The following is a 13,551-nucleotide window of genomic DNA, read 5'->3' as shown; positions in this document are numbered from 1 at the left end:
CAGCCTGCCGCGCTACCCGCGCGGCAGGCGCGTGAGCTCCTGCCATTGCCCAACAAGGAGTGAACGTTTTGAGTCTTTCGTTACGCGCGCGGTTCCTGATGCTGAGTGCAGTCATCCAGGCACTGGTGGTCGGTGTCCTGATCTGGAACAGCCTGCGTTTGATGAACCATGCGGTCAACACCAATGCCGAGCGGGTGGCGCAAGAATATGCGGTCACGCTCAACCTCTCTCTTAGCTCCTACGCCGTCAACGGCCGCTTGCCGGAGCTGAATTCCTATCTCGCTGAAATGCTGTCCGATCCGGACGACAGCTTCCTGCGCTACCTCACCATCCTCGACGAAAACGACCGGCCTATCATTGCCGTGGGCAAGCGCGACATGCCATTGCCGGCGATTTTAAAGCAAGGTGGAGGCACCAGTTTCAAAGGCGTACGCACCATCATCGGCGACGCCACCCTGCACGCGCGCTCGCCGCTGCTGCTGGAAGATAACCGCATCGGCAGCATCAACTTCGGCCTCTCCACCAAGGATTTGCAACAGGCGCGCGATGAAGTGCTGATCCAGGGCGGCGTGATTTCGCTGATCGGCTTTACGGTCGGCATGCTCATGTTCTTCGTCTTCACGCAAGGCATAGGCCGGCGACTGGAAGCGCTGACCGACGACGCACAGCAGATTGCGCAAGGCGATTACAGCAAGGCGCTGCCGGTGCAAGGCGACGACGAGATCGCCGTCTTCTCGCGCACCCTGAACGCCATGAGCGCGGCGCTGCGCGAACGCATCGCACAGCTGGAGCAATCGCAGCAGCGCTTGTCGGAATCCGAGGCACGCTTTAAAACCCTGTTCGATATGGCGCCGCTGCCACTGACCGTGTCCGACCGCGATGGCCGCATCATGGCTGCCAACCGCGCGCTGGTGCACACCTTCGGCCCCACCGCGACCCAGCTGATCGGCAAGCGCAGCGACGAAGTGCCATTCTGGGCCAGCCCGATAGAGCGCGACCGCATCTGGAAAATGTACCGCGACGAAGGCGCTGTGCATGGCGCGATTGCCGGCGTGCTGCTGCCTGATGGCAGCGTTGGCAGCGTGGCAATCTGGTCGTCCTCGCTGACCTTGGACGGCAACGCCGCCATCATCTGGGCGCTGCTGGACCTGACCGAAGAACTGAACGCCAAGCGCGAACTGAAAGACCTCAACGTCTCGCTGGAAAGCCGCGTGCGCGAACGCTCGGCCGCGCTGGAACGCGCCAACGCCGACCTCAGCACCGCGCTGCAAACGCTGCAGCACACGCAGGATGAACTGCTGGCATCGGAGAAAATGGCGTCGCTGGGATCACTGGTGGCCGGCATCGCGCACGAACTGAATACGCCGATCGGCAACAGCCTGCTGGCCTCGACCGCGCTGCGCGACCGCGTGCAGGAATTTGATGCCCACGTCGCCGCAGGCGCCCTGCGCCGCTCCGAGCTGACCGCACATCTGGAAGAAGTGCGCATGGCCAGCCAGCTGATCTCCGGCTCGCTGCACAAGGCGGCCGAACTGATTTCCTCGTTCAAGCAGATTGCGGTGGACCAGACCAACGACCAGCGGCGCAGCTTCAACCTGCTGTCAGCGGTGCATGACACCGTCGCCACCTACATGCCGCGCCTGCGCCGCGTGCCGTGCGAGGTGGTGCTGCAAATTCCTGCCGATATCAGCTTCGACTCGTACCCAGGCGGCCTGTACCAGATCCTGAACAACCTGATCAACAACGCCATCAACCACGCGTTTGAAAACAGCCAAGGCGGCACGCTGACCGTCCGCGCCGAAGTGGTGGACGACGAGATCATCGAACTGCTGTTCAGCGACGACGGCTGCGGCATGGCGGACGATGTACTGAAACGCGTATTCGATCCCTTCTTCACCACCAAGATGGGCCAGGGCGGCACTGGCCTGGGCATGAACATCGTCTACAACATCGTGACGGGCATCCTGGGCGGCCGCATCACCATCGACTCGGCACCGGGCATCGGCACCGCAGTGCGCATGCTGCTGCCGCGCAGCGCGCCTCAGCGGACTTAAGAAAGATCAGCGCTGTAAGAACGATAGGTAAAGGTCGTCGCACTGTCAGTGGAAACGACTTCTAATACGCCGCCGTGCGAGATGGCGATTTCCGACGCGATAAACAAGCCGAGCCCCAGACCCTGACCAGCCGCAGCCTGGCTGGCACGCCAGAAAGGCTTGAAGAGCTGCGCCTGCACGCCTTCCGGAATCGCAGGACCGCTGTTGGTCACGGCCAGTTCGAAAATGCCATTCGACTGGCGGACAGTCACATACACCGGCGACAAGGGATCGCCGTGCACGATGGCGTTCTTCAACAAATTGGATAGCAGCTGGACCAGGCGCGAGGCATCGCACAACAGCGCCAGCCCTGGCGGTAGCTCGGCGATGATCTCGCGTTGCGGATGCACGCTGCGCAACTCCGCTATCGCTTGTTGCAGCGGCACTTCCAGCTGGCTCTCATGGCGCAGATTGAGCGAAATACCGCCGCCCATCCGTCCCCGCGTAAAATCCGTCACCTCGTCCACCAGCGTGGCGATGCGCTGGCTGCTGCGCTTCATGGTATCCAACAGCGGCTTCAGCGACGGCGGCGCGTGATGCCGCAAGATTTCCGTGCCGTTCATCAGGGTGCTCAATGGCGTCCTGATGTCATGTCCCAGCATGGCGATGAACTGCTCGCGCATCTTGGCAGTTTTCATTTCATCGCTGAGTGCCGCCTGCGCTTCGACCAGTACCACTTCGCTCGCCAACTGGCGGCTGATCAACTCGGCGAACAGCATCAAGGTATTGCGCGTGGTCGTCTCCGTAAGTTCAGCCTTGACCGGATCGAGCCCGCACAAGGTACCAAAATATTCGCCGCTTGGACGGAACAACGGTATCGAGAAGTAGCTTTGGAAGCCGTACATCCTGGGCGTGTGATGGTCGCGATACAGCTCGCTATCCTTCACCGAATCAATGATGACCGCTGAACGCGTATCCCGGACTTCTTCGCACAAGGTAGTGGTCACATCCAGCGCGGCCCCCACCTTCAGCCCGAAGTTCAACTTATCCAGCACCGCACAGGTGTGCCACGAGTCCGCCGTCACCCGCGCGACGCAAACGAAGCCTAGGCCCGTCATCTCGGCCACCGCCTCCAGTATGGTCGGCACCGCGCTGATCTTTTCTATCGTCGCGATATCCGCGTCCAAGGACTGCCCCATACTCGCCTCCGCTAATAAAAAAACCCGTAAAGCTTCGCAACTTTACGGGTTTATTTTTGTACGTCTGTTTGTTATGCCAGCTTGCCGTGGCAGGCTTTGTATTTCTTGCCGCTGCCGCATGGGCAAGGATCGTTGCGGCCGACTTTCAGGCCCAGCTCCATCAGCTGTTCGCCCGTCAGGCTGGCCAGCTCCGGCGGCAGGCCGCTGAATTGCGGCGGCGCCAGCAGGTCTTCCGGTGCGGCGTTCGGGTTGAAGTCGGCGTGCTGGTAGCTCACGTTCTCAACATGCGACTGCTGCATTGCGGCTTCCGCTGCATCGATCTCTTCACGCGACTGGATGCGCACGGTCATGATCAGTTTGACGACTTCGTTCTTGATCATGTCCAGCATCTGGCCGAACAGTTCAAACGCTTCTCGCTTGTACTCTTGCTTCGGATTCTTCTGGGCGTAGCCACGCAGGTGGATACCCTGGCGCAGGTGGTCCAGCGCCGCCAGGTGCTCACGCCAGTGCGAGTCCACCGATTGCAGCATGACGTTGCGCTCGAAGCCGCCAAACGATTCCTTGCCGACGATGTCCACTTTCGACTGGTACAGCGCATCGGCCGCAGCCAGCACGGCGTTCAGGATGTCTTCGTCGTTCAGGTTAGGATCTTTTTCCAGCATGGCGCGCAGCGGCACGTCGATCTGCCACTCGGCAGCCAGCACCGCTTCCAGGGCCGGGATGCTCCACTGTTCTTCCACCGATTCTGCCGGCACGTATTCGCGCACGATGTCGGTGAAGGCGCCGTGGCGCAGCGACTGGATCAGTTCCGAAATATCGGCCGCTTCCAGCAGCTCGTTACGCTGTTGATAGATGACTTTACGCTGGTCGTTAGACACGTCATCGTATTCCAGCAGCTGCTTACGGATATCGAAGTTGCGCGCCTCAACCTTGCGCTGCGCCGATTCGATCGAGCGCGAAACGATGCCCGCTTCAATCGGTTCGCCTTCCGGCATTTTCAGGCGGTCCATCACGGCGCGCACGCGGTCGCCCGCGAAGATGCGCAGCAGCGGATCGTCCAGCGACAGGAAGAAACGCGACATGCCCGGGTCACCCTGGCGTGCAGCACGGCCACGCAGCTGGTTGTCCACGCGGCGCGATTCGTGACGCTCAGTACCAACGATGTGCAGGCCGCCCGCAGCCACGACTTGTTCGTGCAGCGCTTGCCAGCCGTCGCGCAGTGCTTGCGCTTGCGCGGCCTTGTCGGCATCGCTCAGGTCCGGGTTGGCTTCGACGAACTGGATTTGTTTTTCCACGTTACCGCCCAACACGATGTCGGTACCGCGACCGGCCATGTTGGTGGCGATGGTGATGGCTTTCGGCGAACCCGCCTGGGCGATGATCTCTGCTTCGCGGGCGTGCTGTTTCGCGTTCAGCACGTTGTGCGGCAGGCCGGCGCCGGTCAGGATGCCCGACAGCAGTTCCGAGTTTTCAATCGAGGTGGTCCCCACCAGCACTGGCTGGCCGCGGTCGTAGCACTCGCGGATTTCCAGCATCATGGCGTTGTACTTTTCCTGCGCCGATTTGTACACCTGGTCCTGGCGGTCTTTACGCTGCGACGGACGGTTAGGCGGGATCACCACGGTTTCGAGGCCGTAGATTTCCTGGAATTCGTAGGCTTCGGTATCAGCGGTACCGGTCATGCCGGACAGCTTGGAATACATGCGGAAGTAGTTCTGGAAGGTGATCGAAGCCAGGGTCTGGTTCTCGTTCTGGATCTTCACGCCCTCTTTCGCTTCAACAGCCTGGTGCAGGCCGTCCGACCAGCGGCGGCCCGTCATCAGGCGGCCGGTGAATTCGTCGACGATCACTACTTCATTGTTCTGCACTACATAGTGCTGATCCTTGAAGTACAGCGCGTGCGCACGCAGCGCCGCGTACAGGTGGTGCACCAGCGTGATGTTGGCCGAGTCGTACAGCGAAGCGCCTTCTGGCAGCAGACCCATCTTGGTCAGGATGGCTTCGGCCTTTTCGTGGCCGGCTTCGGTCAGCAGGACCTGGTGGGCTTTTTCGTCCTTGGTATAGTCGCCAGGGACTTCAACCTTGCCTTTGCCGTCTGGCGTTTCTTCGCCAACCTGCAGGGTCAGCAGGCGTGGCACTTCATTGATCTTGTAGTACAGGTCGGTGTGATTCTCGGCCTGGCCGGAGATGATCAGCGGGGTACGGGCTTCGTCGATCAGGATCGAGTCAACTTCATCGACGATGCCGAAGTTCAGCACGCGCTGTACGCGGTCCTTGGCGTCGAACACCATGTTGTCGCGCAGGTAATCGAAGCCGAATTCGTTGTTGGTGCCGTAGGTGATGTCCGAACCGTAAGCTTGCTGCTTGTCGGCGTGCTGCATCTGCGACAGGTTGATGCCGGTGGTCAGGCCCAGCCAGCTGTACAGCTTGGCCATGGTTTCGGCATCGCGCTGCGCCAGGTAATCATTGACGGTGACGATGTGCACGCCCTTGCCGGACAGCGCATTCAGGTAGGCTGGCAGGGTTGCGGTCAGGGTTTTACCTTCACCGGTGCCCATTTCAGCGATTTTGCCGTAGTGCAGAACCATACCGCCGATCATCTGCACGTCGAAGTGGCGCATTTTCATGACGCGCTTCGAGGCTTCGCGGCAGACCGCAAAAGCTTCCGGCAGAATCTGGTCCAAGGTTTCGCCATTGGCGATGCGTTCCTTGAAGGCGGGCGTCTTCGCTTGCAGCTCGGCGTCGGACAGTTGTTCCATCGCTGGTTCGAGCGCATTGATCTCGCGTACCGTTTTTTGGTATTGCTTGAGCAGTCGCTGGTTGCGGCTGCCAAAAATCTTGGTCAGTAAAGACATGCTTGAGAAGGCCGGTTAAAAGGGTTCGACTACGACAAAGGACGATGATTTTATCACGCGCCCGGTGCTACATTGGGTTATTGCCTTGGATAACAATAGCCGAGGCTACCATAATGTCACAAAATCAACCGATTTTACCCGGTGGTGACGATTTTGGGGGGCTGTGATAAGGTTCGCCGCATGCGATTCAACTCCTCCAATATCTCGCTCAAACGCCCAACGGCGGTGGGTGCCACCGATTTCCTGCGCCGGAACGACCGCATGGCCGCCCTGCTGCCGGCCGTTGAGCGCATGGCGCGCCTGCAGAAAGACTGCGCCGACTGTCTGCCGGCCATGTTCAAGCACTGCGAAATCCTGGCGTTTGAGGATGGCCAGCTGCTGCTATCGCTGCCGACCACGGCGCTGGCAGCCAAGCTCAAGCAGCAATTGCCGAAGTTGCAAGATACGCTGGCCCGGCGCGGTTGGCAGGTCCTCGGCGTGAAATTGAAAGTGCAGATGGCCAAGCCGGCCGAGATCAAGGAAAAGATGCGGTCGCTGGAGTTGCCGCCGGCTGCCGTTGAGGCGTTTGACCAGCTCAGCGAGGAACTGGAAGCCAGCGCACAGAACAGCGCGCTGATCGACGCGGTGAAGGCCATGGTGGCCCGTCGCCGCGCCGGCGGCGGTTAAATCAGCTTAAGTTAGCGCCCACTCGCGCGCCATCTGGCGCACGTAGGATTGCGGCGCCACTTCCTGGCTTTCGAAAGTCACGATTTCGTAGGCATCCGGGTGCTTGAGCAATTCCAGCAGCAGCTGGTTGTTCAGCGCGTGGCCGGATTTGTGCGCTTCATAGCTGGCCAGCAGCGGGTGACCGACCAAATACAGGTCGCCGATCGCGTCCAGAATCTTGTGGCGCACGAACTCGTCTTCATAGCGCAGGCCGTCCGAATTCAGGATGCGATACTCGTCCATGACGATGGCGTTTTCCAGCGAACCGCCACGGGCCAGGCCGATGCCGCGCAACATTTCCACGTCTTGCATGAAGCCGAAGGTGCGGGCGCGCGCGACGTCGTGCACATAGGAGACATCGCCGAAATCGACGTGGGCGCGCTGCTGCGTGCCGTCCACCGCCGGGTGGTTGAATTCGATGAAGAAGTCGAGCTTGAAGCCGTCATGCGGCAACAGGCGCGCCCATTTTTCCTTGTCGCCCGTGCCTTCGCGGATTTCGACCGGCTTCAGCACGCGGATGAACTTCTTGGCGGCCGGCTGTTCCAGCACGCCCGCCTGTTGCAACAAGAATACGAAGGACGAAGCCGAACCATCCATGATTGGGATTTCTTCGGCGCTGACTTCGATGTACAGATTGTCAATCCCGAGGCCAGCACAGGCCGACATCAGGTGCTCGACGGTCGACACGCGCGCGCCATCCTTGACCAATACCGAGGCCATGCGGGTATCGCCCACGGCCATGGCGCTGGACGGGAATTCCACCATCGGCTGCAGGTCGACGCGGCGGAACACAATGCCGGTATCCGGCGCGGCCGGACGCAAGGTCAGCTCGACCTTGGTGCCGGAGTGCAGGCCAACACCTGTGGTGCGGACCAGTTCTTTGATAGTGCGTTGTTTTAACATCGGGCAATTATAGCGTGATTAGGGATGCTCGGCTTCGGCGTGCACCGCCTCGCGCCGCACCAGATAGATGCCGCTGCCGATGATGATGCCGGCGCCCAGCAAGGTATAACCGTCCGGCAGGACTTGCCATAACAGCCAGTCGATCGCCACGCCCCAGGCCAGTGCCGTGTACTCGAACGGCGCTACCACCGAGGCCTTGCCAGAGCTGAATGCGCGGGTGATAGCCAGTTGACCGAAGAAGCCGCTCAAGGCCAGCGCCAGCAGCACCCAGCCATCCTCGGCGCGCACCGGCACCCAGTGCTGGACCGACATGCTCAAGCCGCCCACCGACATCAGGATCAAATACCAGAACATCATCGATTCGTTGGAGTCCGAGCGCGCCAGCACGCGGCTGACAATGGCGGTGGTGGCGTAGCACGCGGCCGACGCCAGAATCGCCAGCCCGCCTATCGACAGGAAGCCGGTACCTTCGGGACGCAACACCACAATCACACCGATCAAACCCACCACAATGGCAACCCACTGGCCCTTGCCAACCTTCTCCTTCAGCACAAGCACCGACAGCGCGGTAATCAGCGCCGGCGCGATAAAGAAGATCGAATACGCCTCGGCCAGCGACAGCATACTGAGGCCAAATGCAAACATGGTCAGCATGCCGACGCCGAGCACGCTACGGAACAAGTGCAGCGGCCAGCGCACCTTGAAGATGCCCTTGAACGCGCCGCGATACAGCATGTACGCGCACAGCAGCGGCAGCGAACTGAGCGCGCGCATGGCAGTCACCTGCGTGGCGGGATAGTGGGCGGACAGCAGCTTCATGGTGGTATCCATGAAGGAAAACATGGCGACGGCAACCAGCATCGCGTAGATGCTGTGCAGGTTTTCGTTACGGCTGGACAGGGGAAGCTCCTTGACGGAAGAACGTCATCATGGCGACGTTGGGAGCCAGGACGGCGCGAGCCGCACCATCAGTTTCGATTATAGCAAGGCTCACTATGGAAGCAGGATCACCAGTTTCATGTCATACCGCTGGGCCATGTGCAGCGTGACCTGGTTGAAACTGAGTTCGCCGGCGCGCGGATGGTGAAATCGGCGCTGTCCGCCTTCGCGGCTGACCACGTCCTGTGATCGCCACAATTTGCTGAATTCGGCGCTGTCTCGCGCCAGCTCGGCGATCAAGGCGGCCAGCGGCTGCTGGGCGGCGTGCTTGCCGGTGTCGGCGCGGAACTCGGCTACCAGGCGGCGCGCGCGTTCTTCCCAGTCGATGATCAGGCCGCGCGCGGCGGGGCTGCGGAACATGAAGCGCAGCAGGTTGGGCTTGGCCGGCGCGGTCCCCTCCACATCGAGCCAGCCGCCGAACAGGGCCAGCGCGTGTTCGTTCCATGCCACCGCATCCCACTGGCGATCCAGCATATAGGCCGGGCCGTCGATGGCGTCGACGATAGCTTGCAGCGATTGGTCCGCGCTGGCCTCGTCTTCGTCGTGCTGCGGATCGAGGCGCTCGGCCAAGCTAAACAGGTAAGTGCGTTCGGCAGCGGTGAGGTGCAGCACTTCGGCGATGCGCGCCAGCAGCTTGCCGGAAGCCGACACACCCCTGCCCTGCTCCAGCCACGTCAGCCAGGTCGGGCTGACTTCGCATAGCTGCGCCAGTTCTTCACGCCGCAGGCCGGGCGTGCGGCGGCGGCCTATGGATGGCAGGCCGACACTCTGCGGCGTAGTACGTTCGCGGTGAGTGCGGATGAATTCGCCTAGCGTGGTAGTCGTCATACTGGGATAAGTCCTTGTCTTGTTACAGGATAGCGATCCCTCTATTCTGCACTGACTTACCCATCTTGAGGAGAGAGATCATGCAACAGCAAGCCGTCGTCGCCCAGCAGTTCGGCAATACCGCCAGCGCCTACCTGACCAGCAGCGTCCACGCACAGGGTGCGGACCTGGTGAAGCTGCGCGAGATGGCGGCAGCGCTGCCCAAGCGGCCGGTGGTGCTGGACCTCGGCTGCGGCGCCGGCCACGCCAGCTTCGCGGTGGCGCCGGTGGCGGAATCGGTGACGGCCTTCGATTTGTCGCCCGAAATGCTGGCGGTGGTGGCCGGTGCTGTGCAAGAGCGCGGCTTGCAAAACATCAGCACGCAGCAAGGCAATGTCGCCAGCCTGCCGTTTGATGACGCCTCGTTCTGCATGGTCGTAACGCGCTTCTCGGCGCACCACTGGCTGGACGTGCCGGCCGCATTACGCGAAGTAAAGCGCGTACTGAAAGCCCGCGGCGTACTGGCCATCATCGACATCACCGCGTCGGAAGCGCCGCTGCACGACACCACCTTGCAAGCAGTCGAACTGCTGCGCGACGCCTCGCACGTGCGCGACTATCGTCCGTCAGAATGGCAGCAAATGCTGAGCGACGCCGGCTTCAAAGCCGAGCGCATCGAGGACTGGAAACTGGAAATGAAATTCGACGACTGGACCGCCCGCATGCGCACACCGGCCGAGCGCGTGACCGCCATCCGCAGCCTGTTCCGCACCGCCCCGGAAGAAACGCGCCACTACTTCGCCGTGCAAGCCGACGACTCCTTCACCATCGACTCCACCCTGTTCCGCGCCAAGCACGACTTCGGCGATATCTATTAAAGCGAAAACGGCGCCGCAGCGCCGTTTTATTCATTCGCCGATTGGCAAATGATTACAGCTGACCCAGCAGGGTTTCTGCGTTGGAGACTTCGAACTTGCCGCCTTGTTCGATGTTCAGTTGGGTAACCACACCGTCCACGGCCAGCAGCGAGTAGCGCTGCGAGCGGGTGCCCATGCCGAACTTGCTGAAGTCAGCATCCAGGCCCAGTGCTTTCGAGTAGGCGGCGTTACCGTCAGCCATCATGCGCACAGTGCCGGTGGCTTTTTGATCGCGGCCCCATGCGCCCATGACGAACGCGTCGTTGACCGATACGCACCAGATTTCATCCACGCCCTTAGCTTTCAGCTCAGCTGCCAGCTTGACGTAGCCTGGCACGTGCTGTGCCGAGCAGGTTGGGGTGTAAGCGCCTGGCAAGCCGAAAATGGCGATCTTCTTGCCCTTGACCAGATCCTGCACGTTGAAGGTGTTCGGGCCCAGCGAGCAGCCTTCGGTTTCGGTTTCGATGAATTCGGACAGCGCGCCTTCTGGCAGCTGGTCACCAATCTTGATGGTCATGGATAAACTCCTTTTATAAATATAAAAAAGCCGCACCAAGGTGCGGCTCTTCCCTCGGATAGAACCCGAAGTATGCCTTAATCGGCCTGTTTGCGCAGGAATGCAGGAATGTCGTAGGTTTCCATACCGTTCTTCTCCATCGCGCGCACTTGCTCCGATGCCGACTCGCGACGCCATACTGCTGGCGCCTTCATGCCGTCGAACGCTGGCGATGCACCGCCGCCCATGCCGCCGGCCGCGCCCATCGACAGGCCTTGTGCAGCAGCCGCGCCACCCATGGCAGCCGATGGCATCATCGGGCTGTTGTGGGTGCCGGTGCGCAGCATCTGCTGCGGTACCAGTTGCACGTGCTTCTTGGCTTTACCCAGGCCGGTAGCCACCACGGTCACGCGGATGTTGTCGCCCATGTCGTCGTCGTAAGCGATACCTTGTGCGATCGACGCATCCGGTGCGGCAAACGCGCGCACTGCAGCCATGACTTCCTTGATCTCTTTACCTTTCAGGCCGCGCGATGCGGTGACGTTCACCAGCACGCCGCGTGCGCCCGACAGGTCGACGCCATCCAGCAGCGGCGAAGCCACGGCTTGTTCAGCAGCGATGCGTGCGCGGTCCACGCCGGAAGCGGTGGCGGTGCCCATCATCGCTTTGCCCTGCTCGCCCATGATGGTTTTCACGTCGTTGAAGTCGACGTTGATGTGGCCTGGCACGTTGATGATCTCGGCGATACCGGCAACGGCGTTGTTCAGCACATCGTCAGCGTGTTGCAGCCATTCGATCAGCGATTCATCTTCGTAGATCTCTTCCAGCTTTTCGTTCAGGATCACGATCAGCGAGTCGACGTTGGCCGACAGCTGTTCCAGACCTTCGTCCGCGATGTCCATGCACTTCTGGCCTTCGTGCGAGAACGGCTTCGATACCACCGCCACGGTCAGCGCGCCCAGCGACTTCGCTACTTCAGCGACGATCGGTGCGGCGCCGGTGCCGGTGCCGCCGCCCATGCCGGCAGCGATGAAGACCATGTGCGCGCCGCGCAGCGAATCTTCGATACGCTGACGCGATTCTTCCGCCAGCTTGCGGCCGACGTCAGGCTTCATGCCAGCACCCAGACCGGTGTCGCCGATCTGGATCACATTGTGCGCCTTGGAAGTCGACAGCGCTTGCGCGTCAGTGTTGGCGGCGATGAACTCCACGCCGGACATGCCTTTGTTGATCATGTGCTGCACCGCATTGCCACCCGCACCGCCGACGCCAACGACCTTGATGACGGTACCCAAAGCTGCGTTATCGACCATATCGAACTCCATGATGTACTCCCTATCAGAATGCGGTTTTCAAGCGCCAGTCCTCATAATTGTAGGAGAACTGGGGATTGAAAACTGCGGTTTAATATAAATAATTTAGTTGTTTCGTACTAGTTTCGTGCTGATCTCAGAAATTCCTCAGAAATTCCCGAGGAACCATTCCTTCATACGCTGCCAAACTGCCTTAACCGATCCATCCTGCCGCGTGACGATGTGGCCACGCAGGTACTGCTTTTTCGCTTCCAACAGCAGGCCAAGCACGGTCGCGTAGCGCGGGCTGCGCACCACGTCGGCCAACTGGCCACGGTAATCCGGCGTGCCCAGACGCGCCGGCTTGAGGAAAATGTCTTCTGCCATTTCGACCATGCCCGGCATGATCGCGGTACCGCCGGTGAGCACGATGCCCGACGACAGCACGCCTTCGTAACCCGACTCGCGCACCACTTGATGCACCATCGCGAACAGCTCTTCCACGCGCGGTTCAATCACGGCGGCCAGCGCCTGGCGCGACAGGTTGCGTGGACCACGGTCGCCGAGGCCCGGCACTTCCAGCGATTCACCCGGATCGGCCAGCACCTGCTTGGCCACGCCGTAGCGGATCTTGATCTCTTCCGCTTCCGTGGTCGGCGTGCGCAGCGCCATCGCGATATCGTTGGTGATCTGGTCGCCGGCAATCGGGATCACAGCGGTGTGACGGATCGCGCCGTCGGAGAACACCGCCACGTCGGTCGTGCCGCCGCCGATATCGATCAGCACCACGCCCAGCTCTTTCTCGTCGCCGGTCAGCACCGCATCGGCGGAGGCCATCGGCTGCAAAATCAGGTCCGACACTTCAAGGCCGCAACGGCGCACGCACTTGACGATGTTCTGCACCGCCGACACCGCGCCGGTCACGATATGCACCTTCACCTCCAGGCGGATGCCGCTCATGCCGATCGGCTCGCGCACATCTTCCTGGCTGTCGACGATGAACTCTTGCGGCACCGTATGCAGCAGCTGCTGGTCGGTCGGAATGTTAACCGCCTTCGCCGTTTCAATGACGCGCGCTACGTCAGTCGCCGTCACTTCCTTATCCTTGATCGCCACCATGCCGCTCGAATTGAAGCTGCGGATATGGCTGCCCGCAATGCCAGCATAGACATTACGGATTTTGCAGTCGGCCATCAGCTCCGCTTCTTCCAGCGCGCGCTGGATCGATTCCACGGTCGCTTCGATGTTGACCACCACGCCCTTCTTCAGGCCCTTGGACTCGTGCTGGCCCAGGCCAATCACTTCGTGGCGTCCATCGCCCATCACCTCGGCCACCACGGCCACCACCTTGGAGGTGCCGATATCGAGGCCGACGATCAGGTTTTTCGCGTCTTTAGTCATTTCT

Annotated in this window: 11 protein-coding genes; 3 read left to right on the top strand and 8 right to left on the bottom strand. The window is 61.0% G+C overall.

The annotated features are described in order from the left end of the window. The first annotated feature begins 68 nt into the window (after nt 1-68). Entirely contained in the window at nt 69-2,054 is a 1,986-nt protein-coding gene (locus GTP46_RS03660; RefSeq protein WP_161005260.1) for a sensor histidine kinase, read from the top strand. Here GTP46_RS03660 and GTP46_RS03655 read toward each other — a convergent pair. After that, nucleotides 2,051-3,232 carry a sensor histidine kinase gene (locus GTP46_RS03655; protein ID WP_161005259.1) on the bottom strand — a complete coding sequence of 394 codons (1,182 nt, stop codon included), beginning with the start codon at nt 3,230-3,232 and terminating at the stop codon, nt 2,051-2,053. The genes GTP46_RS03660 and GTP46_RS03655 overlap by 4 nt on opposite strands. A gap of 71 nt (nt 3,233-3,303) precedes the next feature. Beyond that, on the bottom strand, nt 3,304-6,087 hold the full coding sequence (gene secA / locus GTP46_RS03650) for a preprotein translocase subunit SecA (protein WP_161005258.1): 2,784 nt from the start codon (nt 6,085-6,087) through the stop codon (nt 3,304-3,306). A 180-nt stretch (nt 6,088-6,267) separates the two neighbouring features. Here secA and GTP46_RS03645 point away from each other — a divergent pair, with 180 nt between their 5' ends. Next, entirely contained in the window at nt 6,268-6,753 is a 486-nt protein-coding gene (locus tag GTP46_RS03645; RefSeq protein WP_161005257.1) for a DciA family protein, read from the top strand. A 6-nt stretch (nt 6,754-6,759) separates the two neighbouring features. On the opposite strand, the gene lpxC is transcribed toward GTP46_RS03645, so the two are convergent. The 3 genes from lpxC to GTP46_RS03630 all read right to left on the bottom strand — a co-directional run bounded on the left by lpxC (nt 6,760) and on the right by GTP46_RS03630 (nt 9,462). Continuing rightward, nucleotides 6,760-7,695 (bottom strand): UDP-3-O-acyl-N-acetylglucosamine deacetylase, encoded by a 936-nt coding sequence (gene lpxC, locus GTP46_RS03640; protein ID WP_161005256.1) that lies wholly within the window; start codon nt 7,693-7,695, stop codon nt 6,760-6,762. Between the two features lie 18 nt (nt 7,696-7,713). Continuing rightward, nucleotides 7,714-8,556 carry a DMT family transporter gene (locus tag GTP46_RS03635; protein ID WP_161005255.1) on the bottom strand — a complete coding sequence of 281 codons (843 nt, stop codon included), beginning with the start codon at nt 8,554-8,556 and terminating at the stop codon, nt 7,714-7,716. A 132-nt stretch (nt 8,557-8,688) separates the two neighbouring features. Continuing rightward, entirely contained in the window at nt 8,689-9,462 is a 774-nt protein-coding gene (locus GTP46_RS03630; RefSeq protein WP_161005254.1) for a helix-turn-helix transcriptional regulator, read from the bottom strand. 80 nt (nt 9,463-9,542) lie between these two features. On the opposite strand from GTP46_RS03630, the gene GTP46_RS03625 reads away from it, so the two are divergent. Beyond that, nucleotides 9,543-10,319 (top strand): class I SAM-dependent methyltransferase, encoded by a 777-nt coding sequence (locus GTP46_RS03625; RefSeq protein ID WP_161005253.1) that lies wholly within the window; start codon nt 9,543-9,545, stop codon nt 10,317-10,319. A 52-nt stretch (nt 10,320-10,371) separates the two neighbouring features. On the opposite strand, the gene GTP46_RS03620 is transcribed toward GTP46_RS03625, so the two are convergent. The 3 genes from GTP46_RS03620 to ftsA all read right to left on the bottom strand — a co-directional run bounded on the left by GTP46_RS03620 (nt 10,372) and on the right by ftsA (nt 13,547). Continuing rightward, entirely contained in the window at nt 10,372-10,875 is a 504-nt protein-coding gene (locus GTP46_RS03620) for a peroxiredoxin (protein WP_161005252.1), read from the bottom strand. Nucleotides 10,876-10,952: 77 nt separating this feature from the next. Continuing rightward, nucleotides 10,953-12,179 (bottom strand): cell division protein FtsZ, encoded by a 1,227-nt coding sequence (ftsZ, locus tag GTP46_RS03615; RefSeq protein ID WP_161005251.1) that lies wholly within the window; start codon nt 12,177-12,179, stop codon nt 10,953-10,955. A gap of 135 nt (nt 12,180-12,314) precedes the next feature. After that, on the bottom strand, nt 12,315-13,547 hold the full coding sequence (ftsA, locus tag GTP46_RS03610) for a cell division protein FtsA (RefSeq protein WP_092278992.1): 1,233 nt from the start codon (nt 13,545-13,547) through the stop codon (nt 12,315-12,317). Nucleotides 13,548-13,551: the final 4 nt, after the last annotated feature.

The sequence above is a fragment of the Duganella flavida genome (assembly GCF_009857445.1).
GTDB classification, from domain to species: Bacteria; Pseudomonadota; Gammaproteobacteria; order Burkholderiales; family Burkholderiaceae_D; genus Rugamonas; species Rugamonas flavida.
The sequence above is the reverse complement of the archived record's forward strand: the minus strand, read 5'-3'. Positions and strand labels throughout refer to the sequence as shown.

Coding starts and splice junctions, on each gene's coding strand:
- GTP46_RS03655 (WP_161005259.1), bottom strand. CDS start 3,232: ATGGGGCAGTCCTTGGACGCGGATATCGCGACGATAGAAAAGATCAGC.
- secA (WP_161005258.1), bottom strand. CDS start 6,087: ATGTCTTTACTGACCAAGATTTTTGGCAGCCGCAACCAGCGACTGCTC.
- GTP46_RS03645 (WP_161005257.1), top strand. CDS start 6,268: ATGCGATTCAACTCCTCCAATATCTCGCTCAAACGCCCAACGGCGGTG.
- lpxC (WP_161005256.1), bottom strand. CDS start 7,695: ATGTTAAAACAACGCACTATCAAAGAACTGGTCCGCACCACAGGTGTT.
- GTP46_RS03635 (WP_161005255.1), bottom strand. CDS start 8,556: ATGCTGGTTGCCGTCGCCATGTTTTCCTTCATGGATACCACCATGAAG.
- GTP46_RS03630 (WP_161005254.1), bottom strand. CDS start 9,462: ATGACGACTACCACGCTAGGCGAATTCATCCGCACTCACCGCGAACGT.
- GTP46_RS03625 (WP_161005253.1), top strand. CDS start 9,543: ATGCAACAGCAAGCCGTCGTCGCCCAGCAGTTCGGCAATACCGCCAGC.
- GTP46_RS03620 (WP_161005252.1), bottom strand. CDS start 10,875: ATGACCATCAAGATTGGTGACCAGCTGCCAGAAGGCGCGCTGTCCGAA.
- ftsZ (WP_161005251.1), bottom strand. CDS start 12,179: ATGGAGTTCGATATGGTCGATAACGCAGCTTTGGGTACCGTCATCAAG.
- ftsA (WP_092278992.1), bottom strand. CDS start 13,547: ATGACTAAAGACGCGAAAAACCTGATCGTCGGCCTCGATATCGGCACC.